Raw genomic sequence first — 26956 nt, forward strand, 5'->3', positions numbered from 1 at the left:
ACTATCAGTTTGACCCGTCGTTGTGAGTAGCGGTTACGACGTTCACTCGCGGTAGATGGCGCTACGAGGGAACGACCGTGATCGGCTCCTCGCGATGGACCTTTTTTCCTCGTCGGGATCGCGCCCTCCGGGCGCTCACCGCTCCTCGAAAAAATCTCCACCAAAAAACGGCCGCTCGCTCACGTCGTTCACTCGCGGTAGATGGCGCTACGAGGGAACGACGGTGATCGGCTCTTTATGATCGATCGCCCGCTCTAGCTCTTCGGCGATTGCACTCCCTCGAGAGACCTGGATTTCGCCGCCGCGACTTACCGTCGCGGTGAAGAGGTAATCGCCGCCAGCCTGGATCTCGACGGTTTCGCCGTGGTTACCGTCGACGGGAACGACGATGTGCCGTGAGGTGATCTCCGGCGTGACCATCTGGCCGGCGGCCTGTCCGCCGCCACCGCCTGCGCCGCCGTCACCCGCTGCCCCAGCGCCCCCACCGGCCCCCGGCCCGTAGTTGGGGTTCTCGTCGTGCGTGCGGACGTCGATGTCGATGCCCAGCCGGTTCTCGATGTCCGTGATGCGACCGCCACCCTTGCCGATGACACTCGAGATGTCGTCCTCTTCGACGTAGACGACGGCGCGATCCTGACTCTTGAGCGCGACGTCGACGTAGCCGTGGGCGATCGAACGAATCTCGCGTTCGATCTCCTGTTTGGCGATACGGTCGACGCCGGATTCGCTGCCGGGGCCGCCCTCCTCGTCTTTCAGGGGGACCGTGACGACCTGGCGGTTGAAGGTGTAGATCTCGTACTCGGGCTCGCCCGTCTCGAAGTTCGTCACTTGGATCACTGGGCGAGCGAGGTCTTCCTCGGTGAGGCCCGCGGGGACCTTGACCTCGGTGCGGATGTCGTAGACCGTGTTGACCTCTCCGGCCTCGATGTAGACGACGGTGTCGACGACCTGGGGAATCATCCCGAGTTCGACTCGGCCCACGAGTCGTTGGAGGGCGTCGATCGGCCGGGTCGCGTGGACGACGCCGATCATGCCGACGCCCGCAAGCCGCATGTCCGCAAAGACCTCGAAGTCGTCGGTCTTGCGGACTTCATCGTAGATGGTGTAGTCGGGTCGGACCATCAGCAAGGCGTCGGCCGTCTTGGCCATCTCGCCGCCGAGTTCGGTGTACTGGGTGATCTCGGGGCCGACCTGCAGGTCCCGGGGTTTCTCCATCGTCTTCACGGAGTAGTCGTGTCCCGAAATGAACCGGGCGACCGCCTGCGCGAAGGTCGACTTCCCGGCGCCCGGCGCACCCGAGATCAGGACGCCGCGCTGGCGCTCGAGCAGACGCTCTTTTAACTCGTCGGCGTTCTCGTAGTCCTCGATGTCGGTCTGGGCGATCGGCCGAACGGCGGTGATCTCGATCCCGTCCGAAAACGGCGGTCGACCGATGGCGATCCGGTAATCGCGGAACTGCACGATCTTCATTCCGGGCTCCGAGAGCTCGATGAACCCGTCCGGAGACTCCTTCGCGCCGTCGATCACCTCACGGGCGTACTCGTCCATCGTGGCTTCGTCTAACGGTTCGTCGGCGATCTCCTCGTAGCGCATCTCGCCGAGTTCGCCGCGTTTGGCCATCGGGACCGTCTCCGTCTTCAGGTGAACGCTCATCGTCCCCTCGTCGAAGTAGTCCTCGACGGTGAGCGTGCCGACCTCCCGTACTTCGGGCGAGACGCGCTCGACCTCGAGGCCCTTCGCCTGGGCCACCTCGGCCTGGACGATGTCGCTCGTCAGGAAGGTCGCCTCGAGCTCCTCCGCGAGGTCCCGAATCAGGGCGTCGATCTCGCCTTCGGAGGCGTGGCCGCGCTCGATGGCGTTTGGACGGTCGCCGACGTACTCCAGGAAAATCGTCCCGTCCTCGGCCAACTCGGCGAGACGCTGGAGCTCTTCTAAGCCGTCCCACCCACTCTCGATCCCGTCGTTTGCCTGCGCCTCGAGTTCCGCGACGACGGCTTCGGGCACCGAAATCGTCGCTCCCTCGAACTGCCCGTCGTCGATCGTCGATGAGACGCGGCCGTCGATGACCACGCTCGTATCCGGCACGACGTTCATTTAGGCGTGGCTAGGGTGTGTACGCGTAAAAGGCTGCGGAAGAATCTGTGCGTCCCGATCACACAAATCGGTTGCCCCGACGGAGAAACGCCCGGCGCTGCTCGACGCTGGGTACCGATCGGTACGTCCCTTCTTCGATCGGGTTCGGACGGGTCTCGAGGTCGAGATCGGGCAGTCTCTCGAGCAGATCGATCGCGAGATCGCTTCCCACGGCCGCCAGTCGCCGGTAGCAATCGTCCATCGTGTCGGTCTCGTCGATCGAAAACGATCGCTGCTCGACGATGGGGCCGGCATCGAAGCGGGTCGTCATCAGGTGTGCCGTCACCCCGGTGCGGTCGTCGTCGTAGTACAGCGGCCAGAACGCCGTCGCCCGACCGCGATACTTCGGGAGTAGGGAGCCATGAACGTTGATCGCGCGGTCGGGAATCGACAGCAGGTCGGCCTCCAACAGCTGGCCACAGATGATCGAAAGAATCAGGTCCGGCTCGGACTCGCGGACGCTCGAGACGAACGACGTGTCGGTCACGTCCGCGACGTAGCGGACCGGAACGCCGTGGTCCGCTGCGACCGACCGAACGGAGTGGAGCCGTCCCGTCGCGTAGCGTTGCCATGCGGGCGGGAGTTTCCCGAGTACTGCCCCGCGAGCGAACCGGCTTCCCATACGAAGTCCGTTTACGAGTCCGAACTGTCCGTACTGGGAGCGAAGCACTGCGAGCGAACTCGCTGCAGGCGGCGCAACGACGACCTGCTCGATGACATCGGCGTGTTCTCGAAGGATCGGATCGAGGTACCTGGGCAGATACAGCGGCTCCTCGGACGTAAACAGCCAGACGGTCACGCCCAGTCGTCTCGTGGCCGACGGGATAGTTGTATCGACGACAACTCCGGACCGACGGAAGGCTTATTAGCCGACGGTGTGCGCCGACGTGCATGTCCGCTGACAGTCAAGGGCTCGATCTCGAGCGCGTCGTTCGAATTACCGCCGCAGTGGCTGCGATCGTCGTCATCACGGTTTGGAACGCCGTCATGCGCCGTCGTGAGCGCTCGGTTCCGGTCGGCGAGCCTGACGACGAGCCGGTCGTCCGTGAACACGAACGCGGATGGATCGGCTACATCCGTGGCTACGATGTCCACCACGGCGCTGGGATGGCGGCGACCGGCGGCTCGTTCTGGCGCGGGCTCGTTCGCTGGAGCGAGGGTGACTTTCTGCGCGGCTACACGATCGGCGACGACGTCTACCTCTGTCCGTACACGCCTCGAGTCGTCCGGGTGCACCAGGCCGGTCACGCGCCATCGTTCGGCGAGGCGTTCGAACCGCTCGCCGAGCGGCGCCGTGAGGACGGTGGGTTACCGGACGAACCCCTCCGAACGGCCGACGTGATGCTGCCCGGTGCGTTTCCACACACGTTCCTCCGGCTAACCGATCGGCGGGGATTGGGCGGGGCCTACCGGTTCTGTTTGGCTGACGGCCGGATCGGTCGTGTCCGCGAGTGACCGTCAATCGACGGTATCGCGCCCGGATTGTGCGGAGCGGTTCTCGCCGACGGGCGCCTCGAGAGACACCCCGACCGCCTGTTCGCGATACCGGTCGTAGATGTCGCTCGCCCACTCGCGAAACGTCCGCTCGCTGCTCTCGATGCAGGCGACGAACGTGCCATCGTCGTAGGTACCGACGAACGCGGCGTCGTCGGTAAGCGTCAGCCCGAACGAAATCGGTCGATCGAGCACGTAGAGTGAGAACTGCGACGAGTGGGGCGCGTCCTCCGGTGCGCTCTCGAGGACGGATCTCGGTGCGATCAGTTCCGTGTCGACGCCGTCGGCGAGCATATCGCGGTGGACTTCGACGAGCAGTTCGCTGAACACCGGTAGGATACCGCGGATCGACTCGGTGGTCGTCTCGTTCATCGCACGCCGATAGTGGATGATCGGTTCGTGCGGGTTGTTCGAATCCGCCACCGAAACGGTCGCATCGGTGAGCAACAGTGGGTCGAACGACGGATCGATCGCCGCCAGCGAATCGATCACCGCCTCGTGGGTCTGCAGTACCGAGAGTCGATCGACGAACGCCGTCGTCGCCGCACAGACGTGCTCGCCAAGCGGCGTGAGCTCGTAGCGGCCGTCGACTTTCCGAACCCAGCCGAGTTCGGAGGACCGGTTCAGATGGCGCTGGATGGTCACTCGGGAACTCGAGAGGGCGTCGGTCAACGCCTGCGTATCCGCGGGGTTCGACCGAAGCTCGCGGAGCAACTCGAGCCGGTGTGGTGACGAGAAGAGCTGTGTTCCCCAGTCGTAACCCATTGCTGCCGGTAGGTTCTCGACGAACGTCAATACGTCTGTTGGCTCGACAACGATTGATACGGACTGGTGTCGTTCGTTACCGGTGATCGCTCGAGCAGGTTCAGCGGCCGCCGGTCAAACGCTCCAACAACCCGTCCGACTCGACGCGCGAATCGGATGCCGGGAAACGCGTACCGTGTATCGATGTTCACGAGGTGAATGGGCATTCACCCGGTAAGGTAAGGGTTGGATCCGATTTATCACCCACTGCGCCACGACGACCGCTCGATCGATCGCGCTGGACGCGATCGCTATTTCCTCGTGCGACCGATGGTGGCGTGTGCCTCTGACACGACGGGCGTTCGTCCCGTGCCCGACACGAACGCCCGCCTATTACGTTCCACAAAGCAATAGCGACGACGATCCGGTGATGGCCTCGAATTGGTCCGCCGCTGTGAACCGCCTCGGGGTCAAGCCCCGAGGCTTCCCGTGGTTTAGTCGGACACTCCCACGACACCATCGGTCTGATAAGCGCCGCCGGCTACTCGGTCAGGAATGTCATCCCAGTCCACGCCTTGCTTGGCGAGGCGGATGGTTTCGTTGTACACCGACCGTGCTTCGAGCGTGGCGTCGTACAGCAGGCTCTCGTTGTCACTCTGGATGTTGAGTTGGAAGTCCAGCGTCTTGACGAGAGCCTGTGCGTCCGTCATTCTTGGTCGTTAGGTTGGACGTGACGGTAGTGGAGGAGGAGCGTGCGGAGTACGCTATCGAAACTCGTGTGGCCCTCCTCGTCCTTGAGTTCGTCAAGCTCGTCGTACACGGCGTCGGATACCTTGAGTTGCTTCGTCACGTCTACCCCTTGTTCATCCACACTTAATAGTATACTGGTGGTAGTCTGTGAGTCGTCTCAAAGAATACTTTAGATTAGTCGTTGTGTTGTCAGGTATGGACGAGAAGCGGTCAAACCACACGGTGTACAACGTCAACTACCACTTCGTGTGGTGTCTAAAGTCAAGCAAAGCGAAGCTTTGCGTACCTCGCGGGATCGAAGATCCCGCTTAGTACCGTCACGCGATTCTCGAACCAATCGAAGATTCGCTGGAAACGAGTTTCCGCGACGTGTGCGACAAGTACGGCTACGAGATATTATCGCTCCACATCTCGCCCGACCACGTACACCTGTTCGTCTCCGCTCACCCGAAGCACTCACCGAGCGAGATTGTGCGAACAGTCAAGAGCATCACGGCGCGGGAGATGTGGGAACAGCACGAACCGTTCTTGGAAGACTACCTGTGGGGCGGTGGGTTCTGGGAAGAATCGTACTACGTTGGGACGGCAGGCGATGTTTCGACCGACACGATTGAGCAGTATATCGAGCGCACGGAACACGTTTAGCGGGGCTTACGGCCTTCACCCTCGGGGTCAAGTGGTTCGAGACGCGAAGCGTCTCGTCATCACGAAAATCTTCGATTTTCGAACGACCCCGAGGCACTCGGCCTGCTCCGCCTGTAGACCGGCAAATATCCCACCTTGCGGTACGGGAAGCCGCGCCCTTTAGGGCGCGGAGGATGTCACGTTGTGGGAACAGTCGTAATTACTTCAATTAATGGCCGAACAGGTTCCCCTATGCATCCCGAGCAGACGTTTGGTGGTGGGCAATTAAACGAGTACGTCGATGTCGAGGAACTCGTCGCGAACATCGGTCTCGACGAGGCGGATGTCGCCTGGCGAAAAGATTTTATTGGCTTCGACGACGACGATGCACGACGGTTAGCCGACCTCGAGCCGTTGTTACGGGACAATCAGGAAGCGATCGCCGACGACTTCTACGATAACCTGGTCGTCGACGAGCGGACCCGAGAGATCATCGAGCGCTCGCCCAAGGGTATCGACGCCCTCAAACAGACCCAGCGTGCGTATCTCGTCTCGTTGGCGTCTGGCGACTACGACCGGTCGTACTTCCAGAACCGGGCCCGCATCGGCAAACTGCACGAACTGCTCGATATGCCGCTCAAACAGTACGTCGGGCAGTACGGCGTCTACTACGATCTGTTGTTGGACCGGCTCAACGAACGGATTCAGGACCAGGTCATCGACGCCGTCGAGGAGTGGGCGACCGACCGCGAGCAATCCGACCGCGGTGGGCTCGGCGGTCTCGCAGAGACGCTTGGATTCGGGACCGAACGTGACGACGAGGTAACTCTCGAGGAATCCTTCGAGGAGACGATTCGGGGCGCGATCGACGACGGCCTTCGGGACGTACTCGCGCTATTGAAAGTCATCAATCTGGATATGCAGGTCGCCGTCGAAACCTACGTCGACTCCTACGCACAGCGACTCGAGCGCTCGATCGACCGTCGAAAGCAACTGGCACACGAGGTCGAAACCGACGTTCAGGGACCGATCGACGAACTTCACGAGACGAGCGAGGTCGTCGCGGACCGGGCCGAGCGAATCAGCGCACACACCTCGACGCAGGCCGACGCCGTCGGCCGGGCAGCGAGCGAACTCAGCGAGATCAGCGCCGGCGTCGAGGAGATCGCGAGCGTCGCCGACGATGTCAGCGAGGAAAGCGAACGAACAGAGCGACTCGCCGCGGCCGGCGTCGAGTCGGCCGACGACGCCCTGGACGATCTCCAGGCGATCGAGGACGCGACCGCTCGCGTCGAAGGAGCCGCGACGGACCTCGAGGCACGCACCGACGATATCGACGATATCCTCGAGCGTCTCGAGGATGTCGCCGATCGAACAACGATGCTGGCGACGAACGCGAAGATCGAATCCTCCCGGTCGGAGGCCGCGGACGGAACGATGGGCGTCATCGCCGACGAAGTCCGCTCGTTCGCCGACCAAACGAAAGCCGACATCGCGGCGATCGAAGACGCCGTCGAGGACGTTCGTGCGGACGCCAGACGGACGGTCGAGACGACCGAAGAAACCGTTCGCAGGGTCGACGACGGCACGGATCGTGTGCGAGAAACGGTCACCTCGCTCGAGGAAATCCACGAGGCGGCCCGGTCGACCGCCGCGGGGATCGACGAGGTGACGACGGCGACCGACCAACAGGCACGCAGCGTCGAGACGACCGCCGGCATGGTCGACGATCTCTCGACGACGGCCGACCGCGTCGCCACAGCCGCGGAGTCGCTCGCGGCGGCGAGCCAGGAACAGACCGCGAGCCTCCAACAGGTGAGCCAGTCGGTCGGCCGGCTGACCGACGAGGAACCACAACCGCGAACGCCGATCTACGAACGGATCGGCTGATACGGATCGACGAGTGCCCAACGCTGAACACCCTCGAGGATGAACTCGCCCGCATGTCGAGTGTACTCGAGTTGACCCGCGAACTCGTCTCGATCGCGAGCCACGAGGACGAGACTGCCGCGGGCGATTTCATCGAGGCGTGGCTGCGCCGCGAGACGGATAGCGACGTAATCCGTGATGCGGTCGGCAACGTCATCGCCCGCACGGGGACCGGCGGCGAGACGCTCGCGCTCGTGGGCCACCACGATGTCGTCGAGCCAGCACCCACACAGCTCGCGGCGGGCGCCGACGAGAACACTGGCGAGGCGACCTACGTCCTCGAGGAACGCGACGGCCGCCTCTATGGGCGCGGGACGGCAGACATGAAAGGCGCCGTCGCGGCCGCGATGCTTGCGTTCCGGGACGCGGAGGTGGATGCCCCCTCGAGCGGTCCCGCCGACGATACCGAGTCGGCGGGTGAATTCGCCTTCGCGAGTTTCGTCGGCGAGGAGGTCGGCGGCGTCGGGGCGCGCCACGCCATCGACGAGGGGTTCGCGCCGGAGTACGCCGTCGTCGGCGAGGGGTCGACCGGCTACTCGAGCCCGGGCGTCACCGACGTCGCCGTCGCACACAAGGGCCGCCGGGGTAGCACGATCACCGCGAGCGGCGAGCGCGCGCACGCGAGCGAGGTCGGTGCCGGCACAAACGCGATCTATCGGGCGACCGACGCCGTTGCGGTCGTCCGGAATCTCGAGATTCCGGCCCTCGAGGTCGCCGGTGAACGCCTCGAGGGTAGCCTCACCGTCACCGAAATCGAGGGCGGGACAGCGATGAACGTCGTCCCGGATCACTGTGAGCTAACGATAGACGAGCGGACGGTACCGGGCGAACGCGCCGCCCTCGAGCGCGTCGAGTCGATCGAGGGAGTCGCGTGGACCGTCGATCAGGATCTGCCGCCGATGCGGTGTGGCGACGAAGCCTTCGCCGAGGCCGTTCTCGAGGCCGCCGACGCCGCTCAATCTGGCTCGCCGGAGCTCGTGACCAAGCCCCACGCGACCGACGCGGGCTGGCTCGCGCGAGCCGGCACCGACTGCGTGATCTGTGGCGCTGCAGAGCCAGGCGAGGCCCATACCGCCGACGAGAGCGTCTCGATCGAGGCGCTCGAGCGGTGCCGGGAGACCTATCGGCGGGTCGCAGAGGGCTGGCTGTAGCCGTCAGATTGGATCGGAGTCGGTACTGGCATCGGAATCGGTCTCGGTTTCGTCGTCAGCCGACTGGTCCTCGGATTCGGCCTCCTCGATGACGGTCGCCGGCGACTCGTCCTCGCCAGCGGTCTCTGTTTCGGCCGGTCGTTCCGCTCCTGTCTCGCCACCGCCGTTCTCCTGGCCGTCTTCGGTCGGCTCGGATTCGTCGGCCGGCTCGGATTTCTCGCTCACGTTCTCTCGACCGGTAACGGTCTCGCCGCAGTTCGGACACGTGTCCTGTGCTGGATCGACCTGTTCACCGCAGTTTCTACAGGCGTCGCTGCGCTCTTCGGCGGCCGCGCGTTTCGCCTCGTGGGTGAACTGTCCGACTTTCCGCCCCAGATTTTCGAAGAGCCCCATCGTCTGCAGTTGGGGATCGAGTCGGATATACTATCGGTCCGCCTCGCGACTGGTATCGATCGTTAGACGCCGGGCACGCCGACCGCCTCGAAGCCGGTGAGCCCGACCGCGGCGAGGACGTAGAGCACGACCAGGACCGTCACCCAGGCGACGACGCCGATCATCGCCGCGGCGGTCCAGTCGCCGGGGTACCGGAAATTGATCACCGCGACGTAGGCCAGCAGCGCGAGTAGCGGCCCCAGAAGCGGGATCCATCCGACGAAGAAGCCAACGACGGCCCATATCACCGCCCCGATCAAGGCGGTGACGATGGCGTGGTCGTAATCGTCCGCGCCGACGATTACCCGCGCTCCGAGGTAGATGCCGAGCGCGCCGATCAACAGACTGACGACGAAGACGATCGCTGATGCGAGGACCATACTAGTCGAGCCGTCAACGAGGGAGAATACACCATGGCTTGCAATCTCCACTGTGGGGCTCGGTCGTTGGTCGATCGCGATAACTGCATTGGCCTGTCGAATCAGTACGCTTCCACGTCGACGACGGTCTTCGTCGCCGGGTGCGTGAGGCCACTGTCGATCGAGACGACCGTCCCATCGAGGTCGCGACTGACTGCAGCAACGATCGCGTCGATACCGTCGAGGAACGGTCTCTCCGGTCCGATTTCGTCCGCAATCCGTGCCGCTTCGATCGAGTGCCGGCGATCGACATCGACGACATCTACCCACGCGAGCGCGTCGATGGCCTGTTCGACATCACCGTCCGGGAGATTCCCGACGCCGACGAGGACCTCGGCGTAGACTGGTGTGGGCGTACTCCAGTGCTCCTTGGGACCACCCTGTTGCTTGTAAAACGTCTCCGTGGCTGGGTCGCCTCGAGATAGTCGATGAGAAAATTTGCGTCGAGGGCCTTCATGCGTCGTCGAGCCGTTGCAGCCGATCTTTCCGGTCGCCTTTCGCGGTTTCGCGCTCGTCACGGATCCGATCGGCCTGCTCGTCCGAGAGTATCCCGAACCCGTCCTCGAAGTCGGCCTCGGCGTCACCCAGCACTCGCTCGAGGACGTCGTTGTAACTCTCGTCGGGTCGCTTCCGCCGCTCGAGTTCGCGCTTGACTCGATCGCTGACTGGGATCTGTTCGTCCGATGTCCCCATACATCGACGTTCGCGGTTGCGCTACTTCGGCTTTCGGTTCGGTCGACTCGTCTGTGATCGCCTCTGATACGGATTGCTGTAACGATTTACCGGCGCAACCGCCGCCCGGGTCGCAGTTGCGCCGGCAATGACTTACAGTAAACCGTATGAGGGCCCGACTCGAGTCTCCCGGAACCACGAGGTTGATACGATTGCCGACGGTAGTAGCGCCACAGATGGCGACCGATCAGTCCCGACAGGAGGCGGCCGAGCCCGACACCTACGACGAGTTCGAATCGCGCGTCGAACGCATCAGAAACGTCGGCAACGCCGCGGGTATCTTGCGGTGGGACCAGGAAGTCGTGATGCCCGAGGCTGGGACCCCCGCTCGAGCCCAACAGCTCTCGACGCTGTCCTCGATCAGCCACGACCTTCTGACGGCCGAGGAAACCGGCGACTTGCTCGCAGACCTTGAGGCAGACGACCTCACCGACGAGCAGGCGGCGGTCGTCCGCGAGATTCGCCGCGAGTACGATCGGGCCACGAGCGTCCCCGAGGAACTCGTCGCCGAAATCTCGGAGACGACCGCCAACGCCCACCCGGCCTGGACGGAGGCCAAGGCAAACGACGACTTCGAGGCCTTCGCGCCGACGCTGGAGAAACTGGTCGCGTTGAAGCGGGCGTACGCCGACCACGTCGACCCCGACGCCGATCCCTACGCGGTGTTGTTTGCCGAGTACGAACCCTACATCGACCTCGAGACCGCAGAACGCGTCCTCGAGCGCCTGCGCGAGAACCTCGTCCCGTTGATCGATGCAGTACAGGACAGCGACGCCGACCTCGAGACCGACGCGTTCGCCGGGGAGTTCGACGACGACGATCAGGAGGCGCTGGCGCGTGACGTGCTCGATTCGCTGGGCTACGACTGGGACCGCGGTCGGCTCGACACCGCGCCACATCCGTTCTCCTCGGGGACGCAGTTCGACGCCCGCGTGACGACGCGATTCGAGGCGGACGACTTGCTCGGCTCGATCACCTCGACGATCCACGAGTTCGGGCACGCGAACTACACCCTGGGCCTGCCCGACGAGGGCTACGCCACGCCGCTTGGCGAAGCGCGGGACCTCTCGGTCCACGAGTCCCAGTCCCGACTCTGGGAGAACCACGTCGGCCGATCGCAGCCGTTCTGGGAGCACTTCCTGCCGATCGCCCGCGAGCGGTTCCCCGAACTCGAGGACGTGACGCCCGAGGAAGCCTACGAGGCCGCCAACCAGGTCCACGACGACAACCTCATCCGCGTCGAAGCGGACGAACTCACCTACCACCTCCACATCGTGATCCGCTTCGAGATCGAACGCGACCTGATCCGGGGCGACCTCGAGGTCGCGGAGGTCCCCGAGGTCTGGAACGACAAGTACGAGGCGTACCTCGGCGTCCGCCCCGAAACCGACGCCGAGGGTTGTCTCCAGGACATCCACTGGTCTCACGGCTCCTTCGGCTACTTCCCGACGTACTCACTCGGCTCCGTGCTGGCCGCACAGCTGTACGACACCGCCGAAGACGACCTCGGGAGCGAGGCGCCACGCGCCTCGGAAACGCCGAGCGGCGATGAGCCGCGAGGCGATCTCGCGGACGACATCCGGAACGCGGACTTCGACGCGATAAACGGCTGGCTCCGCGAGAACGTCCACCAGCACGGGAAACGATACACCACGCCCGACCTGATCGAGGGCGCGACCGGACAGGAGCTCACCGCCGAGCCGTTCCTCGAGTACGTCGAGTCGAAGTACGGCGAACTGTACGAGCTCGAGAAGTACTGACCTCGACGGATCGATATCGTTCTACCGACGAGACTGCCGAGTGCGAAACACCCACGGTGCTGGCCCGCCCATCCCCACGTACTATGACAGCTACTGACACCCTCGAGGAGAAGACGGCGATCGTCACCGGCGCGAGTGCGGGAATCGGTGCGGCGACCTGTCACGCGCTCGCGAGCGACGGGGCGAACGTCGTTCTCGCGGCCCGGAGCGAGGATCGACTCGCCGACCGGGCAGGCCAACTCGAGGACGACTACGGGGTCGAGACGCTCGTCGCGCCGACGAACGTCCGCGAAGAAGCCGATGTCGACGCGCTGATCGCGGACACCGTCGAGCGCTTCGGCGGGATCGACGTCTTGGTAAACAACGCCGGCCTCTCACGGGGTCACCGCATCGAGGAGATGGCGACCGAGGAGTACGAGACGATGCAGGAGACCAACGTCGATGGCGTCTTCTACGCGACGCGGGCGGCGATTCCCCACGTTCGCGACAGCGGCGGCCACCTGATCTTCGTCGCGAGTTTTGCGGGCCAGTATCCGCGGTCGTTCAACCCCATCTACGCCGCTTCGAAGTGGTGGGTTCGTGGCTTCGCAAAGAGCGTCGCCGCACAGGTCGGCGACGAGGGCGTCGGCGTCACGGTCGTCAACCCCGCGGAGGTTCGCTCGGAGTTCGAAGCGAGCGACGGGACGACCTTCGCGGACCACTTCGACGAAGGCGAGGTCAGCGAACCCGAGGAAGTCGCCGACGCGATCCGCTTCGCCGCGAGCAGAACCGGCTCGAGCATCAGCGAGATCGACGTCAACCGCCGGGACAAGTTCGCCGACGGCTTTTGATTTCGGCCCCGATAAAACGGGCGTGGCCCTGCCGGGTATACACTCTCAATCGCGAGATCCCTCGAGCCGGGTATGCGAGTCTCCATTCCGGGTACACCCGGCATCTACTACGACACCGACGCCGGATCGTCGGCGCTGCAGGTTGCGCTGACCGCAGCGGGTCGTCGCGCACCGAAACCGAAGGGGTACGCGATCCAGCTCCTGCCCTATCTCTGGTCGTTCGATGTCGACCTGCGGGAAGTCCCAACCGAGCATCCGATCCAGTATCTCCACCCCGAAGGGGCACGAAGCCTCGGCGAACTGTCGGCCGAGCGCGGCGTTCAGAGGGCCGGGGCCGACCTCGAGGCCGTTCTCCAGTTCGCCTGGGCGGTCAACCGCGAAGTCGAGTCAGGGGCCAACAGCCTGCTCGGCATCGAGTCCGCCACCGAAGGGGTCGTCATCGAGATCGAGGACGGCAGCGTCGGCGTCGACGGCGACGAACTCGAGACCGACGCCTTCGACATCGACGATAGCGACGCCACGTCCGCAGACGACGATCGTGCGATCGACGACGGCGTCACCGAGTTCGAGATCGATACCGAGACCGGGGAACGCGAGCGGGACGACCTCGAGATCGGCAGCGGCGACGATACCGTCGTCGAGGAGGACAACACGACCGATGCCGGCGAAGACGCTGCGAGGAATTCGGACGAGGAGACGACGGACAGCCCCGAGGACGAACGGTGAGACGACGGACACCTCGACGACGCCGGTACTGACGACGAACGGTGAGACGACGGTCCCGAGGAGTGGCTACTCGAGGGTGACGCGGTCGCTCGTCGCGCTGCGGAGGCGGTCCCGGAACGCGTCGGCTCCCTCGAGCGGGACGCGAACGTCGAAGGACACGTCGGCCTCGTAGCTCGCGTTGAACTCGTAGCCCTCGCTCTCGATGATGCTACGCACGGTACCGGAATCGTCGTAGTCGACGGTCACGACGACGCGCTCGTGGGGCCGTTCCTCGACGATTCCCGCGGCGTCGACGGCGTCTTTGACCGCTCGAGCGTAGGCCCGGACCAGCCCGCCGACGCCGAGGTTCGTGCCGCCGTAGTAGCGGGTGACGACGACCGCACAGTTTTCGATCTCTCGTTGGGCGAGTACGTTCAACGCCGGTTTCCCCGCCGAGCCCGAGGGCTCGCCGTCGTCGCTCGAGTACTCCCGAAGGAGCTCGCCGTCGGCGTCGGCTCGAACGCGGTAAGCGGGGACGTTGTGGGTCGCGTCGGCGTACGCTTCGGCGACGGTCTCGACGAACGTTTCGGCCGCCGCGACGGATTCGACGGGACGGGCGCGGCCGACGAACTCCGATCCCTGGACGACGAACGCCGCGTTGGCGGGCTCGGCAAGCGTGCGGTAGCTCCGGCTCACGGACTGTCACCACGGCCGTCGTTCATACCTGCCCTACAGCGACGTCGGAAATGAGCCCATCGGTCTGCTACTTACCGTACGCTGCAGGCGCCGTCCTCGCCACCGCATCGAACTCGAGCCGTCTTGCCACGTCCAGTAGGCTATTCAACCTGGGCGTGGTATAGCAACACATGGACGGCGAAGCCATCGAAACGGAACTTGCCGACGAAGTGCTCTCGATCTGTCGAACGACGGTCGGCGACGAGCTCCGGAGTATCACCTACTTCACCGACGAGGACGTCGAACAGCTCTACCTTCGATCGGATCTCGATCGAACGGCCGACCTCGTCGGATTCGCCGAACACGAACGTCTCGGCTTTCGCTCTCAGTCTGCCTACCGGAATACCCAACTCGGCGAGTACGGGGCGACGATCCGAATGTTCGAAAACGGCTTTTTGAGCCGCGTCATCCGGAACGACCACGGCGTCTGGGTAACCACCGACCCGATGTCGATGGAGCGTTTCGAGGAGCTAACGAGCGCCCTCGAGTCGGTCCTCGAGGACCACGACGTGATGATCGTCGGCGGCGAGTGATCGAAACCGATTCGTCGCCGGCCGGCCCTACTGTAATTCGATTTTGCGGACGAACTCGAGGTCGCGGAGCTCGGTGATCGCGTCGCCAGGGAGGTGTTCGTCAGTGATCAGATACAGCCGCGGTTCGTCGGTAAACTCGGGATCCTCGCTAATCGTCTGTCGGATCGAAATCCCATTATCGGCCAACGTTCCTGTAACCGTCGACACGATTCCTTCGCGCTCCGGATCGTCGACGGCGATCGAGAGGACGGTCAGATCCAGAACCGGCGCTAAATCCATCAGGCTCGGCACTTGCGAGATGTTCTGAAAGATCCGCCGCAACTCGGGATCCTCGAGGATAACGTCGGTCGTCGAGTCGACGACCCGGCGATCGACGCCGATCTCACGAGCGATGCCGGTGTTTGGAATCTCGATGCCGCCGGAGACGACTCGCCCCTCGTCGTTGACCGAGAAGCCCCGCTCGAGCAACAGACGAATCACCGCCTGCTGACTCGGAGACCCCTCGAACTTCTCCATAATTTCGTCGAACATTCGTTGGCGCATATACGCCCCCGGTCGTATAATGGGCGGTGGTCGACATCGGCGTCTGACGGACGTTTTTACCTGTTCGCGTCCAGACCCCGATATGCGCCCACTCCGCACCTGTGACTTCTGTGACGCCGACGCGATCGGCACGTTCGAAGTCGTCCCCGCCGAGCTCGAGCCGTCCGAGAACGAACAACGCCGCGTGCTCCTCTGTGAGAGCTGTCGCGACCGCCTCGAGACGCTGCTCGAACCGCTTCTGGAGCGCGTGCTCGGGGACGGGCAGACGCGAGCCAGCGCCGCGTCGGCGGCTGACCCAACACGGTCCCGGTCCGCGACGGCCACCGAGACTGACGCCGGATCCGAGACCGACGCGATCACCGACGACGCGATTACGTTCGATGCGACGACGGCAGCCGGCGACCCCGATTCGGACGGTTCGACACCGCCCGGTACCGACTCGAGCACTGCGTCCCGATCGAAATCCAGCGACGACAACGGCGACGAACCCGAGGCCGCCGCCGAGCACGTCGCCGAGTCGACCCCCAAGCAGGTAGCCGAGGCCGATACCGACGACACGCCGGATTCGTCGGTCGACGGAGTCGCAGATACCGACACCGAACTGCTCGAGCAGCGAGACGAGTCGCCCGCCGACGACGAAGCCGAACCGGCGAGCGACGGGAGCGATGACCGCCAAGAAACCGAGTCTACGGACACGACACTCGAGAACGACGGTGATGGAGACGGGGACGCTGACGACACAGCGACCCAATCGGCTACCGAACCGGCGACGCGACCGCCACGGGCCTACGGCAAGGTCGTTCGACTGCTTCGCAACCGCGAGTTCCCGATGGAACGCGACGCCGTCGAACAACTCGCCGCGGGTGCCTACGACCTCGAGGACGACGACGCCGAAGCGATCGTCGGCCACGCCATCGCCAACGACGAGTTCGACGAACGCGGCGGCAAACTACACCGATCCTGATCCGCCGAGAGCTTTCGGAGTAGAACTGGTTACTACTCGTCTAACGTCCCTTTCGTACTCGGGGCACCCTCGCGTCGGTCGTCGATTTTCGTCGCGTTGTCGAGTGTCCGCGCAAGTGCCTTGAACAGCGCCTCGACCTCGTGGTGGGCGTTTTCGCCCTCGACCGCGAGGTGGAGCGTCAGTCCGGCGTTCATCGCGAGCGACTCCGCGAAGTGTCTCGCCATGTCGCTCGTGAAGTCGCCGATCTGTGCCTGCGAGAACGCGCCGTCGAAGTAAAATCGCGGCCGACCGCTGACGTCGACGACTGCGCCGGCGACGGCTTCATCCAGTGGCACGCGTCGGTCTGCGTACCGGACGATCCCCGCGCGGTCGCCGAGCGCCTCGTCCAGTGCAGTGCCGAGCACGATCGCGACGTCTTCGACGCTGTGGTGATCGTCGATCTCGAGATCGCCGTTACAGGCAACCTCGAGGTCGAATAGGCCGTGTTTAGCGAGCGCCGTCAGCATGTGATCGAAGAAGCCGATTCCGGTCTCGACGTCGGCGTCGCCGCTGCCGTCTACCGCGAACGTACACTCAATCGTCGTCTCGCCCGTCTCGCGTGTGACGGTCGCCGCTCGGTCGGTCATATCCACTCGGTCGCACCAGCGACACAAGGAGATTGCGCTCGTCGCTCGGCCATCGCGCCCTGCCAGTTCGGAACAACACCGAGATGACCGACTTCGACGAAGCGCCCTTAGATGGAGTTATAAAAGGTCTAATTGGGTCTAAAAGAGTCGCAAAACATTCTGATTTTGAAGAGAGTCAAGTAAAACGGACCGAAACAGCGCCAATGTTCGAGCCATTATATGATGTACTGGCTGAATGTACTGCACAAGAAGAGGTGAACCGACCCATGTCGAACCACTCCCCGCTCTCCAACGACTCGATCGCCCCATCCAGTCGCGAGTCAGGCCAAGCGTCCGACCGCCATCCGCTCGTTCGCTCGCTCAAAGGCCCGGCACAGTTTCTCTCCTTCTGGATCGCAATTGCCCTCCCGTTCGTCCACCTGCCGCTGCTCGCACAGGGACTCGGCGACCCCACCGTCACGGCAACGTTTCTCGCACTGCTCGGGATCAACGTCCTCGCGCTGTATGCCGGCCACGGACACAACCAGGGGTGAGGCGTTGTCTCCGCTGGCCTCGCAGTTTCCAATTTGTCTTCGTGAGCGCTCGTTCCCTTCCACCGCCCACCCCGTCCGTACTGCGAGACAGCGAACAGTATATTTTGGTCCCGCCCACAGCTAGGGGCACTCGTGACGATTCGCGTCGACTGGCGCTCGAGCTGTAGTCTGACTGGCACGGTTCTGAAGTGGTTGGCCGTGCCGCTTGCAGTACCACTCGTCCTCGCGCTCTACGATAGCACTGATCCGACGCCGTTTCTGGCGGCGATCGTCGTCACGGCGGCGGTCGGGCTCGTCTTAGAGCAACTGCACGACGATCCCGAACTCGGTCAGCGCGAGTCGTTTCTGATGGTCGCGCTGACCTGGCTCGCGGTTGCAGTCGTCGGCGCGATACCGTTTTTCCTCGTTGGACTTACAAGCGGTGGCAACTCCGCGTTCGCCGGCCTGATCAACGGTCCGATCAACGCCCTCTTCGAGAGCACGAGCGGGTTGACGACGACCGGTGCGACCGTGATGAACGGCTGGGACTTCGACACCCAGCCCCGCTCGATCCTGCTGTGGCGACAGCTCATCCAGTGGCTCGGCGGGCTGGGAATCCTGATCGTCGCGATCGGGTTGCTCTCGCACCTGATGGTCGGTGGCGCCCAGTTGATGGAGACCGAGACCCAGACCCAGAACGTGCGCAAACTCAAACCACACATTGGCGACACGGCACGGCTCCTCTGGAGCCTGTACGTCGGTATCACCGTACTCGCGGCCGTGATCTTCTACGTGCTCCATCTACTGGGTGTCGCCCCCAACATGTCGCTGTTCAACGCCGTCTCCCACGCGCTGACGAGCGTCGCCACGGCCGGCTTCTCACCGGAAGCCGACAGCGTCGCCGCCTTCTCGCCGATCGTCCAGTGGGCGATCGTTCCCTTCATGATCGTCGGCTCGACCAACTTCGTGTTGTTGTACTACCTCACCCAGGGCGAGTTCGAACGCCCCCTCGAGTCGGAGGAACTGCGGTTTTACCTCGGAACGCTCGTCTTCTTTAGTGCCGTCGTCGTCGCCATCCTCGTGCTCGACCCCGACATCGAAAAAGGCCTCGAGCCGACGATCCGTCACGGCATCTTCAACGTCGCCTCGATCGTGACGACGACGGGCTATGCCTCGACCGATTTCAGCCTCTGGACGCCCGGTGCCCAACACACCCTCTTCCTGTGTATGTTCCTCGGTGGCATGGCCGGGAGCACCACCTGTTCGATCAAGTCCCTGCGCTGGCTGGTCGTCCTCAAAGCTTTCCGCCGAAATCTGTTCATTTCGGTCCATCCTCAGGCCGTCCGGCCGATCCGACTCGGCAACAGCGTCGTCGACGAAGACACCGTCAACGACATCTTCGCCTACGTCATGCTCGCCATCGTCATCTTCTTCGGACTCACCGTCTTCCTTGTCGTCGACGCCGCTCGAGCGGGCACGTTCGTAACCGAGTTCGAAGCTCTTGGCGCGGCCGCCTCGATCTTCCTGAATATCGGGCCCGCCTTCGGCATGGCCGGCCCGATGGACAACTACGCCGGCTTCCCCGCCAGTTCGCGAGCCGTCATGATTGTCATGATGTGGGTCGGTCGCATCGAAATCATTCCCGTACTCGTGTTGTTGACGCCGGCGTTCTGGCGCTCGTGACACCGGAGCGACCAGGAACCGCCCTGGGAGTGCTCCGGTACCGACGGACAGCAATCCGTCTCATACGGTTTACTGTACGTCATTCCCGGCGCACCCGCGACCCGGACGGCGGGTGCGCCGGAAAATCGTTACAGTAATCGGTATCAGTCTCGGAGTCGCGCCTCGAAGAACGGGCGTCCCTCGAGTCGTCCGCGATCGACGGTGCCCGCGTACTCGCGTGTCTGCAGTGTCACGGTTGCGCCGATCTCGAGGTCGTCGTACTCGCTCGCAAACTGGGCGAGCAGCCGGGGTCCGTCCTCGAGTTCGACGATGCCGAGGACGTTCGGCGAGGGGACCCCCGGAGCGGTTCGATGCTGGCGGGTGAACGCGTAGAGCGTGCCGACCCCTTCGCTCTCGAGCCACTCGATGTCGGTCGCGTGACAGTGCGGGCAGGCGCGACTCGGCGGGAAGAACGCCTCTCCGCAGTCCTCGCAGGACGGCAGCAGGAATCGGTCGTCCTCGAGCGCGTCCCAGAACGGATCGGAGGCGGCCTCCATCAGGCATCCCCTCCGAAGACGGTGGCGGTGACGCCGTCGATGTGACCGTGCTCGCTGGTCGTCAGGACAGTCCCAACGTCGTCGACGACGGGCGACTCGCCCCGAATCTGGCGAACCGCGGCGGCGTAGTTCAAAAGCGGCGTGACCATCGGTGGGTGGCCACGGCCGATACAACCGCCGGAGGGGCTGACCGGAATCGCCCCATCTGTGGCCGTCTGCCCGCGCGCACAGGCCGCTGCGCCCTCGCCGTGCTCGAACAGTCCGAGTTCCTCGGTGAGCATCGCTTCCGTGTGCGGGAAGGGGGTGTAGGGCTCGAGGACATCCAGCTCCGCGACCCCGAGGTCGGCATCGCCGAGCGCCCGCTCGGCAGCTCCCGCGATGGCCGGAAACGCGGCCAGCGAGCGGCCCCGAACTCCAAGCAGGTGACTCGAGGGATGGTGTGCACCGGTGCCGCCGACGCGAACGCCGTCGCCGGTCCCATCGTGATCGTCCGCGACATCGCCGCGCGTAATGACGATCGCGGCCGCACCGTCACAGGGCGCCGGACACTCATAGAGGCGTAACGGATCGGCGACCACTCGCGACTCGAGGACGTCGGTTTCGGTCACGGGGTCGTCGAACAGCGCGTCGGGATTGGCGGCGGCGTTTTCCCGGTTTTTGACGACGACGCTCGCGATGTCCTCGCGGTCGACGTCGTACTCGTAGCGGTAGCGCTGGAGGCTCATCGCGTAGACGCCCGGAATCGTCGGCCCGGCGGGCGACTGGAACTCCCGGTCGAAGATCGAGAGGATGTACTCGAGGTAGTCGTCGGTCTCGATAGTGGAGTTCCGTTCGACCGCGAGGACGACCGCGCGCTCGACCGAGCCGTCGCGGACGTCGCCGACGGCGTGCTGGAACGCGTGCCCGCCGGAGGTCCCGCCGGTGTAGGTCTCGACGCTCTCGGCGAGCTCGAGTCCGAACTGGTGCTCGAGCAGCGTCGTAAAAAATCCCTGATCGGTCCACGGGCGCGGCTTCGGCATGTAGAGTCCGTCGACGTCCGACAGCGTGCAGCCGGCGTCGTCGATCGCCTCGAGAAGGACCTCGCCGGCGAGATCTCGTTCCGGGACGTCGTAGGTCCCGTTAGGCAGCGTTGCGAGGCCTGTAACACGTGCGTCGGTCACGCTACCACCCCTCGTCGGGAATCGCCAGATCGGTCAGCCGGCTGGCGTCGGGAGAGTCGCAGTCGAATCCGGTTCATGGTATCTATCAGCATGGATCGAGCAGCAAAAGAGGCGAGCAAAACGGCTGTCGTTGCCGGGGCTGTCTCGGTCGTCGATGGCTCTTTCGGCCCGGCCGCTACTCGTGGTTTTCGGTGGCTCTTTCGGCCCAGCCGCTACTCGTGGTCGTCGGTGGCTCGTTACCCGCTGGCGGCCAGCTCGGCGTCGTCGCCACCCGTCTCGAGTTGCCGGACGGTCAGCACCGGAACCGGCGAGGTTCGAACGACGCGTTCGGCGACGCTTCCGAGCAGGAGGCGGTTCTCGCCGTGGCGACCGCGGGTGCCGGTCGCGATCAGGTCGCCGTCGACCTCGCGGACGTACTCACAGATTTCGACGGCGGGCCGACCGTCACGGACGGCGGTCGTAATCTCGGTGTCGGTTCGCTCTTCGACGGTCGCGAGCGCGGCGTCGGCTGTCGTCTCGAGGGCCGTCTCGAGCTCCGAGCGAAGCTGCTCCGGGGAGGCGTCGACCTCGCTCGCGTCGACGACCGAGAGCGCGTGTACCTCGGCATCGAAGCGCGCGGCGAGATCGAGTGCGACGTCGACGGCCCGTGAGACGCTGTCGGAGCCGTCGGTGGCAACGACGACGGTATCGAACATACGCGTCCGTTGCTGCCGTAGGCGCTTAAATACCCGCGATGCTATCGTTGTCGCTGTCGCTGTGGGGTGATCCAGCCGAGCTGTACAGAGGCTGGGTCGGTGGGTGGCTTTTTTATAGTGGGCGACAGAGTCCCGGGTATGGACGATAGCGAGCCGTTTGCTGTCGACACCGTGCTCGCGCCGGTCGACGGTAGCGACGAATCCGCGACCGCACTCGAGTACGCCGTCGCCGTCGCCGATCGGTACGACGCTTCGGTACACGCGTTGTTCGTGCTCGGTCGGGGCGTCGTACACGGCATGAATTCGGGTACGGTCGACGAGGACGCCGTCGCAACGAACACTCAGGAGTTCTTCACCGACGTCAGACGCATCGCCGCCGCGGAGGGCGTCGCGATGTCGACCTCGGTCGACGACGGCTTTTCCGAGATGCGAAAGACGCGCCATCCCGGCAACGTCGTGCTCGACACGGCAGACCTCATCGACGCCGACTTCATCGTCTTGCCGCGAGAACCGGTCACCGACAGCTCCACAGACGTCCTCGAGGCGGCGGCCGAATACGTCCTCGCGTACGCGAGTCAACCGGTCCTATCCGTGTAAGCGCGGTCCTCTCGTATAGACGCTCGTCGTGATCACTCGCCGAGGAAGATCGCCATCTCCTGCTCGAAGCTCTCGGTACCGGTCGCTTCGAAGCCGACCCGTTCGTAGAGGGCGATCGCCGGATTGTTCCAGCGCTCGACGGTTAGCCAGACGCGCTCGATGCCGACATCGATCGCGTGGCCCAGCAGTCCCTCGAGCAGTTCCGTGCCGATCCCGGCGCGTTGGTAGGCCTGGAGGACGAAGATCGCCAGTTCCCACTCGATGTCGCCCGGGTCGTCGATCGCGGCCGGATCGCCTGTGTCGGGGACGAGCATCGCGTGGCCGACCACGTCGCCGTCGTGGCGCGCGACCACGTTGACGGTATTTTCCGCGATAGCCTCGAGCCAGTCGCGAATGCGCTGTTCACCCGTCGGCGGAATCCCCTGGGCGCGGTCTTCCGGATCGAACTGGACGTACATCTCGACGACGTCCTCGAGCGACTCGTCGGCGAAGGAGTCGAGTGCGACGATGTCGATCTGTCGGCCGTCACGGTCCTCGAGGGTCGTCGTCGGCGACGGAAACGGTCCCGACGGCTCGTCGGGATACGGTCGCGTTCCGGACATCGTTATCGCACCAACTTGACGGTCGTCGGCGCGTTCAACAGGACGAACTCGGTGATCGGGCCGAGCTGAATCTTGCCCATCGGACTCAGGGTACCACCGCCGATAACCAGCTGATCGAACTCGCCTTGCTCGGCGTAGTTGACCAGCGAGCTGCCCGGATCGCCCTCGAGTGTGATAACGTCGGCGTCGACGTCGGCCGCTGTGAGCAACTCGGCGGCTTCCTCCTGCATCTCTTCTTGTGACCGCTTGGACTCGGGCTTCTCGAGGACGGCGACTGTCAGGTCGTCGCCGACGGCCTCGGTCCGATCGATGGTCTGGCGGAGCGTTTTGATCGATTCGTCGCTCCCGCCTAGGCCAACTAAGACGTTCATACGAATCCGTGTGTGCCGGTGGACGAAAATCGTTGCGCCGGATGACGGTGCTTGCCACCGGGGTTCGGCCCTGCTTTGGGCTCGAGAGTGTGTACCATACCCTGTGCGTGACGACGGCGTTAAGAACGTGTAGTGAGTACGATGACCGAATGAGTGATGCGGCGCTCGATGTCGTCGAGTTTTTGCTCACGACGAGGGTGTACTCCGACGACAGGACGTTAGACGAGAACGATCTGCCGCCGGCGGTCCGTCAGGTCTTCTGGACCAGCGGCTCCGACGGCGGTGAGAGCGATAGCGGCGGGGAGACGGGCCGACACGCCGGTATTAGTCGACCGCTTTCGGCGACAACTCGAACCGCGCGGGAGGCGACTGATGTCAGCCAGCCCTGGGAGGCCGTCGCCGAACTGATGTTCACCGAGCGCGACGAGTTCTCGGGGACGATCACGCTGGCCCAGGAAGACATGGCCTTCGAGTGGTACGCCGAACGCGCCGACGACGATCGCCTCTGCGAGAATCCGACGCTCGCGAAGTACTACGAGGATCACCCGGATGTCGACGTCACCCACGAGGCCGCCCGCGAACAGAACCGTCCCGTTCAGGCCGACCGCGTCTGGATCGACGGCCTCTTAGAGGAGTACTTCGACGAAGAGGAAGACGAGGAAATGCTCGACCTCGTCGAGGTCCGGGCACCCGAAGAAGTCGACATGTCGCTCGACGACCTCGTTCTGACCGACGACCAGGAGAACGAACTCGACAAGATCGCCAAGGCGATCGAACACCGGGACTACCTCGCGGATATCGGCCTGCGCGAGATCGGCAAACTGCTGTTCGTCGGGCCGCCGGGGACGGGCAAGACTTCGACGGCACAGGCGCTGGCCCAGGACATGGACCTGCCGTTCGTCGAGGTCAAGCTCTCGATGATCACGAGCCAGTACCTCGGCGAGACGGCCAAAAACGTCGACAAGACCTTCGAGGTCGCCAAGCGGCTCTCGCCGTGTATCCTCTTTATCGACGAGTTCGACTTCGTCGCGAAGACCCGCCGTAGCGACGAGCACGCCGCCCTGAAACGCGCGGTCAACACCCTGCTCAAGAGCATCGACAACATCTCGCTCATCGAGGACGACGTGCTCCTGATCGGCGCGACGAACCACCCGGATCAGCTCGACGACGCCGCCTGGCGGCGTTTCGACGAGATCATCAACTTCCCGAAACCCGACCGCGGGATGCGTGCAGACATCCTCGACGTCATCACCCGCACGATGGACATCGAGGAGTTCGACCCACAGCTCATCGCCGAGGTCACCGAGGGACTGACCGGCAGTGACCTCCGGATGGTGCTTCGCGAAGCCGTCCTCGAGGCCCTGACCGAGGACCGTACCACGCTGAATCAGGAGGACCTGTTAAACGCCGTCGAGGAGTTCGAAGAACGCGACACGCTGAAGAACATGGATATGATGGGCGGCGATCACGACGCGCTGGTCGCCGGCGGCGACCTCGATGCGGCCAGCGACGGTGGGCACGACCACGATCACGATCACGATCACGACCACGATCACTGACGGCTCTGGACCCACCGGCGGCCTGGATTCGCCCGCCGACGCAGGGGCCACAATCTTCTTTCGTCGATACTGCCAACGTCGATGTAGCGGCCGTCCGACAGCGAGTCGGTGGGGCCGCTGGGACGGATTTGGGAATGAATCGACGCAACGTACTCCGTGGGATGGCAAGCGTGGCCGGCGCGGTGTCGGTCGCCGGCTGTATGGACCAGGTCGACCTCGTCGAGGAGACCAGCGAGCAACTCGAGGAAGACGCCGAGGACGCGGTCGAAGATGTCACCGGTGACCTCGAGCGTCCACCGGGTGCCGACCTCGAGATAGACGACGGAACGATCACGGTCATGTCGCTGAATTCGAACACGGAGGGGATCAAGTGCGGACCGATCGAGGGCGACGATCCGCTCGCGGAGATCGAGGATCACGAGCTCGCGGCGACGGCGGCCGGCGAGACGATCGAGGACTGTGACGAAAGTACCATCGTCGCGGTCACGGAAAACGGGAATACGGAAGTTATCGAACAGTTGTAGCCGTCTCTCCTGGCTTTCGAGTGTGGCGCGATCACTCGAGGCTTCGAGCGTGTTGGTGGTTGGTCACTCGAGGACGCCACGAACGTAGACGTGTGCGAACACGAGCGTGGTGACGGCCGACGAGAGGAAGAACGTAGCGTTGCTCAGCCCGAAGGCGATGTCGCGCACCGTTTCGTTACCGATGATCGGGTAGGGTGCGGTCGCGATGCTGAGTTGTGAGACGACGACTCCGAACAGCAGACCGACCACGAGACCGATCAGCACGATCGTCGTCCGGCGACGGAAAGAGATGATCCCCCAGCTCACCCGGAGCGACGCAATGGGGCCGTAACCCCCGATAACGGCCGCCTCAGCCGCGAGAACGAATTTGACGAGCACGACGATCATGAGCACGAAAGTCGCCAGCAGTGCACTGATACCGAGGACGACGTACCACCCCGTGTCGACGATGAGAACGAACAGGGCGAGGGCGACGATCCCCATCATCAGTCCGATCGTCACGAGACCGCTCAGGGCGAAGATCGCGAACACGGCTGGCAGTCGCCTGAGCGTGTATTTCGCGACGGCTCCTCGAGTGTGGGTCTCGTTCGAGAGCGAGTCGGCCGCGAGCATCGCCGTATATCCGCGGGCGAACATGCCGCCGACGAAGATGACGGGTAACATAGCGAGTTCGACGGCCATCGGGGCGAGATGACCGACGAACTGGGCCCCAGCCAACAGCAAAAAGACGGCAACGACCGACGGATGCGTACGCAAAAAACCGACCGCCCACAGGAGGATATCGCCGAGACGACGCCTGGTTGTGCCCGTCGCGACGTTGCGACACTCCAGACAGGCACAGCCCTCCGTCTCTTCGCGGCGTTTGAACTGGTAGACCATTCACTTGAGATGCACGCACCGACGCACATAAGTGTAGCTATGACTATATGTTGGTCCGAGAATCAGGCGTCGGGAGCCATCCTCGAGAGTCGGTGACACTACGCGCTGCCGACATCCGAACCGACGTAGCGGACCACGGTCTCCCAGAGCGCGATCAGCACCGAGACCGGGCCGACCGCGACCGCGAGGTTCTTGAACGCCACTCTAAGCCCCGGCTGGTCGTCTTCGGTGCCCAGAAAGAGCACGGTCGGTTCCTCGGCGACCGTATACACGTCCATCTCGCGGCCCTTCTCCGAGTAACAGGTGTCCGCGACTTCGATGAGTCCGGTTTCGGTAAGGTTCTCGAGGTGGTAGCTGACGCTCTGGATCGACATCTCGAGGCGGTCGGCGAGTGCCGCTGCCGTCGAGGGTCGCTCGTTCAACTCTCGAAACACCGTCCGAGCGGTCTCCGAGGACAGCGTCGCGAGGACGTCGTCCGTTCGGTCGTCGTCGATACACAGCAGCGAGGGCTGGCCCGTCTGTTCGGTCGAGGCGTTCGTCGTCGTGGGAAGGAGTCGTGACATGGCTCGAGTGCGGAAGGATCTCGTTGTGGGCGGTTCACCGTCGTGATACGTAACTACTGTCGTGGCTCAAAATTGGTTTTGGGTTATCGACCGGTCGATCGACTGGCCGTCGATCGGTGGTGACCCGACGTTCACGAATCTCGTCAAAAATTTAATGGGTGTGGCGGTCCA

Annotated in this window: 31 protein-coding genes and 2 pseudogenes; 14 read left to right on the forward strand and 19 right to left on the reverse strand. The window is 64.0% G+C overall.

Annotated features, from left to right (window positions below; translation table 11 throughout):
• Positions 1-207: 207 nt before the first annotated feature.
• Both D8Y22_RS08360 and D8Y22_RS08365 read right to left on the reverse strand, forming a co-directional pair.
• Complete coding sequence (locus D8Y22_RS08360) at positions 208-2094, reverse strand: PINc/VapC family ATPase (protein ID WP_141464258.1); 1887 nt, start codon at positions 2092-2094, stop codon at positions 208-210.
• 58 nt (positions 2095-2152) lie between these two features.
• Entirely contained in the window at positions 2153-2932 is a 780-nt protein-coding gene (locus D8Y22_RS08365) for a methionyl-tRNA formyltransferase (RefSeq protein WP_141464259.1), read from the reverse strand.
• Between the two features lie 92 nt (positions 2933-3024).
• On the opposite strand from D8Y22_RS08365, the gene D8Y22_RS08370 reads away from it, so the two are divergent.
• Positions 3025-3588, forward strand: coding sequence for a hypothetical protein (locus D8Y22_RS08370; protein WP_141464260.1), 564 nt, complete (start codon positions 3025-3027; stop codon positions 3586-3588).
• 3 nt (positions 3589-3591) lie between these two features.
• Here the strand turns inward: D8Y22_RS08370 and D8Y22_RS08375 are convergent, their stop codons facing one another.
• The 3 genes and pseudogenes from D8Y22_RS08375 to D8Y22_RS22315 form a co-directional block, all read right to left on the reverse strand.
• The gene (locus D8Y22_RS08375; protein WP_141464261.1) at positions 3592-4392 is read right to left on the reverse strand and encodes a helix-turn-helix transcriptional regulator; all 801 of its coding nucleotides are present in this window, start codon (positions 4390-4392) and stop codon (positions 3592-3594) included.
• Positions 4393-4901: 509 nt separating this feature from the next.
• A pseudogene (locus D8Y22_RS08385) lies at positions 4902-5081 on the reverse strand (RNA-guided endonuclease TnpB family protein); the annotation flags it as partial.
• Positions 5078-5221, reverse strand: a complete 144-nt coding sequence (locus D8Y22_RS22315) for a hypothetical protein (RefSeq protein ID WP_174811806.1) — start codon at positions 5219-5221, stop codon at positions 5078-5080. The pseudogene D8Y22_RS08385 and the gene D8Y22_RS22315, both read right to left, overlap by 4 nt.
• Positions 5222-5316: 95 nt before the next feature.
• Here D8Y22_RS22315 and tnpA point away from each other — a divergent pair.
• The 3 genes and pseudogenes from tnpA (at position 5317) to D8Y22_RS08400 (ending at position 8825) form a co-directional block, all read left to right on the forward strand.
• A pseudogene (tnpA, locus tag D8Y22_RS08390) lies at positions 5317-5766 on the forward strand (IS200/IS605 family transposase).
• A 231-nt stretch (positions 5767-5997) separates the two neighbouring features.
• Positions 5998-7635 (forward strand): globin-coupled sensor protein, encoded by a 1638-nt coding sequence (locus D8Y22_RS08395; protein WP_141464263.1) that lies wholly within the window; start codon positions 5998-6000, stop codon positions 7633-7635.
• A gap of 53 nt (positions 7636-7688) precedes the next feature.
• Positions 7689-8825, forward strand: a complete 1137-nt coding sequence (locus D8Y22_RS08400) for a M20 family metallopeptidase (RefSeq protein ID WP_141464264.1) — start codon at positions 7689-7691, stop codon at positions 8823-8825.
• 3 nt (positions 8826-8828) lie between these two features.
• On the opposite strand, the gene D8Y22_RS22830 is transcribed toward D8Y22_RS08400, so the two are convergent.
• The 4 genes from D8Y22_RS22830 to D8Y22_RS08420 all read right to left on the reverse strand — a co-directional run bounded on the left by D8Y22_RS22830 (position 8829) and on the right by D8Y22_RS08420 (position 10369).
• Entirely contained in the window at positions 8829-9218 is a 390-nt protein-coding gene (locus D8Y22_RS22830) for a zinc ribbon domain-containing protein (protein WP_246084380.1), read from the reverse strand.
• 62 nt (positions 9219-9280) lie between these two features.
• Positions 9281-9637 (reverse strand): hypothetical protein, encoded by a 357-nt coding sequence (locus tag D8Y22_RS08410; protein ID WP_141464265.1) that lies wholly within the window; start codon positions 9635-9637, stop codon positions 9281-9283.
• A gap of 101 nt (positions 9638-9738) precedes the next feature.
• Positions 9739-10194, reverse strand: coding sequence for a PIN domain-containing protein (locus tag D8Y22_RS08415; protein ID WP_246084381.1), 456 nt, complete (start codon positions 10192-10194; stop codon positions 9739-9741).
• Complete coding sequence (locus D8Y22_RS08420; protein WP_141464266.1) at positions 10130-10369, reverse strand: antitoxin VapB family protein; 240 nt, start codon at positions 10367-10369, stop codon at positions 10130-10132. The genes D8Y22_RS08415 and D8Y22_RS08420 overlap by 65 nt, the downstream gene beginning before the upstream one ends.
• A 215-nt stretch (positions 10370-10584) precedes the next feature.
• Here D8Y22_RS08420 and D8Y22_RS08425 point away from each other — a divergent pair, with 215 nt between their 5' ends.
• The 3 genes from D8Y22_RS08425 (at position 10585) to D8Y22_RS08435 (ending at position 13724) form a co-directional block, all read left to right on the forward strand.
• Positions 10585-12168 carry a carboxypeptidase M32 gene (locus D8Y22_RS08425; protein WP_141464267.1) on the forward strand — a complete coding sequence of 528 codons (1584 nt, stop codon included), beginning with the start codon at positions 10585-10587 and terminating at the stop codon, positions 12166-12168.
• A gap of 83 nt (positions 12169-12251) precedes the next feature.
• Positions 12252-12998, forward strand: a complete 747-nt coding sequence (locus D8Y22_RS08430; RefSeq protein WP_141464268.1) for an SDR family oxidoreductase — start codon at positions 12252-12254, stop codon at positions 12996-12998.
• A 72-nt stretch (positions 12999-13070) separates the two neighbouring features.
• Positions 13071-13724: a hypothetical protein gene (locus D8Y22_RS08435; protein WP_141464269.1), complete on the forward strand. Its 654-nt coding sequence runs from the start codon at positions 13071-13073 to the stop codon at positions 13722-13724.
• Positions 13725-13790: 66 nt separating this feature from the next.
• On the opposite strand, the gene D8Y22_RS08440 is transcribed toward D8Y22_RS08435, so the two are convergent.
• The gene (locus D8Y22_RS08440; protein ID WP_141464270.1) at positions 13791-14399 is read right to left on the reverse strand and encodes an IMPACT family protein; all 609 of its coding nucleotides are present in this window, start codon (positions 14397-14399) and stop codon (positions 13791-13793) included.
• Positions 14400-14569: 170 nt separating this feature from the next.
• Between D8Y22_RS08440 and D8Y22_RS08445 the strand changes: the two genes are divergently transcribed.
• Positions 14570-14971 carry a DUF7522 family protein gene (locus tag D8Y22_RS08445; RefSeq protein WP_141464271.1) on the forward strand — a complete coding sequence of 134 codons (402 nt, stop codon included), beginning with the start codon at positions 14570-14572 and terminating at the stop codon, positions 14969-14971.
• A 27-nt stretch (positions 14972-14998) separates the two neighbouring features.
• On the opposite strand, the gene D8Y22_RS08450 is transcribed toward D8Y22_RS08445, so the two are convergent.
• Positions 14999-15502, reverse strand: coding sequence for an amino acid-binding protein (locus D8Y22_RS08450; RefSeq protein ID WP_141464272.1), 504 nt, complete (start codon positions 15500-15502; stop codon positions 14999-15001).
• Positions 15503-15596: 94 nt separating this feature from the next.
• Here D8Y22_RS08450 and D8Y22_RS08455 point away from each other — a divergent pair, with 94 nt between their 5' ends.
• The gene (locus D8Y22_RS08455; protein ID WP_141464273.1) at positions 15597-16478 is read left to right on the forward strand and encodes a prolipoprotein diacylglyceryl transferase; all 882 of its coding nucleotides are present in this window, start codon (positions 15597-15599) and stop codon (positions 16476-16478) included.
• A gap of 32 nt (positions 16479-16510) precedes the next feature.
• Here the strand turns inward: D8Y22_RS08455 and hisB are convergent, their stop codons facing one another.
• On the reverse strand, positions 16511-17104 hold the full coding sequence (hisB, locus tag D8Y22_RS08460) for an imidazoleglycerol-phosphate dehydratase HisB (protein WP_141464274.1): 594 nt from the start codon (positions 17102-17104) through the stop codon (positions 16511-16513).
• 266 nt (positions 17105-17370) lie between these two features.
• On the opposite strand from hisB, the gene D8Y22_RS08465 reads away from it, so the two are divergent.
• Together D8Y22_RS08465 and D8Y22_RS08470 are read left to right on the forward strand one after the other, a co-directional pair.
• Positions 17371-17637 carry a hypothetical protein gene (locus D8Y22_RS08465; protein ID WP_141464275.1) on the forward strand — a complete coding sequence of 89 codons (267 nt, stop codon included), beginning with the start codon at positions 17371-17373 and terminating at the stop codon, positions 17635-17637.
• 132 nt (positions 17638-17769) lie between these two features.
• On the forward strand, positions 17770-19299 hold the full coding sequence (locus D8Y22_RS08470; RefSeq protein WP_141464276.1) for a TrkH family potassium uptake protein: 1530 nt from the start codon (positions 17770-17772) through the stop codon (positions 19297-19299).
• Between the two features lie 143 nt (positions 19300-19442).
• On the opposite strand, the gene D8Y22_RS08475 is transcribed toward D8Y22_RS08470, so the two are convergent.
• The 3 genes from D8Y22_RS08475 to D8Y22_RS08485 form a co-directional block, all read right to left on the reverse strand.
• The gene (locus D8Y22_RS08475) at positions 19443-19835 is read right to left on the reverse strand and encodes a Zn-ribbon domain-containing OB-fold protein (RefSeq protein WP_246084382.1); all 393 of its coding nucleotides are present in this window, start codon (positions 19833-19835) and stop codon (positions 19443-19445) included.
• Positions 19835-20995, reverse strand: a complete 1161-nt coding sequence (locus D8Y22_RS08480) for a thiolase family protein (protein WP_141464277.1) — start codon at positions 20993-20995, stop codon at positions 19835-19837. The genes D8Y22_RS08475 and D8Y22_RS08480 overlap by 1 nt, the downstream gene beginning before the upstream one ends.
• 236 nt (positions 20996-21231) lie before the next feature.
• Complete coding sequence (locus D8Y22_RS08485) at positions 21232-21690, reverse strand: universal stress protein (protein WP_141464278.1); 459 nt, start codon at positions 21688-21690, stop codon at positions 21232-21234.
• 138 nt (positions 21691-21828) lie between these two features.
• Here D8Y22_RS08485 and D8Y22_RS08490 point away from each other — a divergent pair, with 138 nt between their 5' ends.
• The gene (locus D8Y22_RS08490) at positions 21829-22287 is read left to right on the forward strand and encodes a universal stress protein (RefSeq protein ID WP_141464279.1); all 459 of its coding nucleotides are present in this window, start codon (positions 21829-21831) and stop codon (positions 22285-22287) included.
• 32 nt (positions 22288-22319) lie between these two features.
• Here D8Y22_RS08490 and D8Y22_RS08495 read toward each other — a convergent pair whose 3' ends face one another.
• Together D8Y22_RS08495 and D8Y22_RS08500 are read right to left on the reverse strand one after the other, a co-directional pair.
• Positions 22320-22889, reverse strand: coding sequence for a GNAT family N-acetyltransferase (locus D8Y22_RS08495; protein WP_141464280.1), 570 nt, complete (start codon positions 22887-22889; stop codon positions 22320-22322).
• A 2-nt stretch (positions 22890-22891) separates the two neighbouring features.
• Complete coding sequence (locus tag D8Y22_RS08500; protein WP_141464281.1) at positions 22892-23260, reverse strand: universal stress protein; 369 nt, start codon at positions 23258-23260, stop codon at positions 22892-22894.
• Positions 23261-23409: 149 nt separating this feature from the next.
• Here D8Y22_RS08500 and D8Y22_RS08505 point away from each other — a divergent pair, with 149 nt between their 5' ends.
• Positions 23410-24819 carry an ATP-binding protein gene (locus D8Y22_RS08505; RefSeq protein ID WP_141464282.1) on the forward strand — a complete coding sequence of 470 codons (1410 nt, stop codon included), beginning with the start codon at positions 23410-23412 and terminating at the stop codon, positions 24817-24819.
• 134 nt (positions 24820-24953) lie between these two features.
• Positions 24954-25343 carry a twin-arginine translocation signal domain-containing protein gene (locus D8Y22_RS08510; protein WP_141464283.1) on the forward strand — a complete coding sequence of 130 codons (390 nt, stop codon included), beginning with the start codon at positions 24954-24956 and terminating at the stop codon, positions 25341-25343.
• A 63-nt stretch (positions 25344-25406) separates the two neighbouring features.
• Here D8Y22_RS08510 and D8Y22_RS08515 read toward each other — a convergent pair whose 3' ends face one another.
• Complete coding sequence (locus D8Y22_RS08515) at positions 25407-26222, reverse strand: hypothetical protein (RefSeq protein WP_141464284.1); 816 nt, start codon at positions 26220-26222, stop codon at positions 25407-25409.
• A gap of 98 nt (positions 26223-26320) precedes the next feature.
• A complete protein-coding gene (locus tag D8Y22_RS08520) occupies positions 26321-26785 on the reverse strand; it encodes an ArsR/SmtB family transcription factor (protein WP_141464285.1) in 465 nt (154 codons plus the stop codon).
• Positions 26786-26956 lie beyond the last annotated feature (171 nt).

The sequence above is a fragment of the Salinadaptatus halalkaliphilus genome (genome assembly GCF_006543045.1).
Lineage (GTDB): Archaea > Halobacteriota > Halobacteria > Halobacteriales > Natrialbaceae > Salinadaptatus > Salinadaptatus halalkaliphilus.

Coding starts and splice junctions, on each gene's coding strand:
- D8Y22_RS08430 (WP_141464268.1), top strand. CDS start 12,252: ATGACAGCTACTGACACCCTCGAGGAGAAGACGGCGATCGTCACCGGC.
- D8Y22_RS08435 (WP_141464269.1), top strand. CDS start 13,071: ATGCGAGTCTCCATTCCGGGTACACCCGGCATCTACTACGACACCGAC.
- D8Y22_RS08520 (WP_141464285.1), bottom strand. CDS start 26,785: ATGTCACGACTCCTTCCCACGACGACGAACGCCTCGACCGAACAGACG.
- D8Y22_RS08450 (WP_141464272.1), bottom strand. CDS start 15,502: ATGTTCGACGAAATTATGGAGAAGTTCGAGGGGTCTCCGAGTCAGCAG.
- D8Y22_RS08445 (WP_141464271.1), top strand. CDS start 14,570: ATGGACGGCGAAGCCATCGAAACGGAACTTGCCGACGAAGTGCTCTCG.
- D8Y22_RS08375 (WP_141464261.1), bottom strand. CDS start 4,392: ATGGGTTACGACTGGGGAACACAGCTCTTCTCGTCACCACACCGGCTC.
- D8Y22_RS08455 (WP_141464273.1), top strand. CDS start 15,597: ATGCGCCCACTCCGCACCTGTGACTTCTGTGACGCCGACGCGATCGGC.
- hisB (WP_141464274.1), bottom strand. CDS start 17,104: ATGACCGACCGAGCGGCGACCGTCACACGCGAGACGGGCGAGACGACG.
- D8Y22_RS22830 (WP_246084380.1), bottom strand. CDS start 9,218: ATGGGGCTCTTCGAAAATCTGGGGCGGAAAGTCGGACAGTTCACCCAC.
- D8Y22_RS08360 (WP_141464258.1), bottom strand. CDS start 2,094: ATGAACGTCGTGCCGGATACGAGCGTGGTCATCGACGGCCGCGTCTCA.
- D8Y22_RS08410 (WP_141464265.1), bottom strand. CDS start 9,637: ATGGTCCTCGCATCAGCGATCGTCTTCGTCGTCAGTCTGTTGATCGGC.
- D8Y22_RS08505 (WP_141464282.1), top strand. CDS start 23,410: ATGAGTGATGCGGCGCTCGATGTCGTCGAGTTTTTGCTCACGACGAGG.
- D8Y22_RS08425 (WP_141464267.1), top strand. CDS start 10,585: ATGGCGACCGATCAGTCCCGACAGGAGGCGGCCGAGCCCGACACCTAC.
- D8Y22_RS08395 (WP_141464263.1), top strand. CDS start 5,998: ATGCATCCCGAGCAGACGTTTGGTGGTGGGCAATTAAACGAGTACGTC.
- D8Y22_RS08400 (WP_141464264.1), top strand. CDS start 7,689: ATGTCGAGTGTACTCGAGTTGACCCGCGAACTCGTCTCGATCGCGAGC.
- D8Y22_RS08495 (WP_141464280.1), bottom strand. CDS start 22,889: ATGTCCGGAACGCGACCGTATCCCGACGAGCCGTCGGGACCGTTTCCG.
- D8Y22_RS08510 (WP_141464283.1), top strand. CDS start 24,954: ATGAATCGACGCAACGTACTCCGTGGGATGGCAAGCGTGGCCGGCGCG.
- D8Y22_RS08485 (WP_141464278.1), bottom strand. CDS start 21,690: ATGTTCGATACCGTCGTCGTTGCCACCGACGGCTCCGACAGCGTCTCA.
- D8Y22_RS08500 (WP_141464281.1), bottom strand. CDS start 23,260: ATGAACGTCTTAGTTGGCCTAGGCGGGAGCGACGAATCGATCAAAACG.
- D8Y22_RS08490 (WP_141464279.1), top strand. CDS start 21,829: ATGGACGATAGCGAGCCGTTTGCTGTCGACACCGTGCTCGCGCCGGTC.
- D8Y22_RS08475 (WP_246084382.1), bottom strand. CDS start 19,835: ATGGAGGCCGCCTCCGATCCGTTCTGGGACGCGCTCGAGGACGACCGA.
- D8Y22_RS08515 (WP_141464284.1), bottom strand. CDS start 26,222: ATGGTCTACCAGTTCAAACGCCGCGAAGAGACGGAGGGCTGTGCCTGT.
- D8Y22_RS08465 (WP_141464275.1), top strand. CDS start 17,371: ATGTCGAACCACTCCCCGCTCTCCAACGACTCGATCGCCCCATCCAGT.
- D8Y22_RS08420 (WP_141464266.1), bottom strand. CDS start 10,369: ATGGGGACATCGGACGAACAGATCCCAGTCAGCGATCGAGTCAAGCGC.
- D8Y22_RS08370 (WP_141464260.1), top strand. CDS start 3,025: ATGTCCGCTGACAGTCAAGGGCTCGATCTCGAGCGCGTCGTTCGAATT.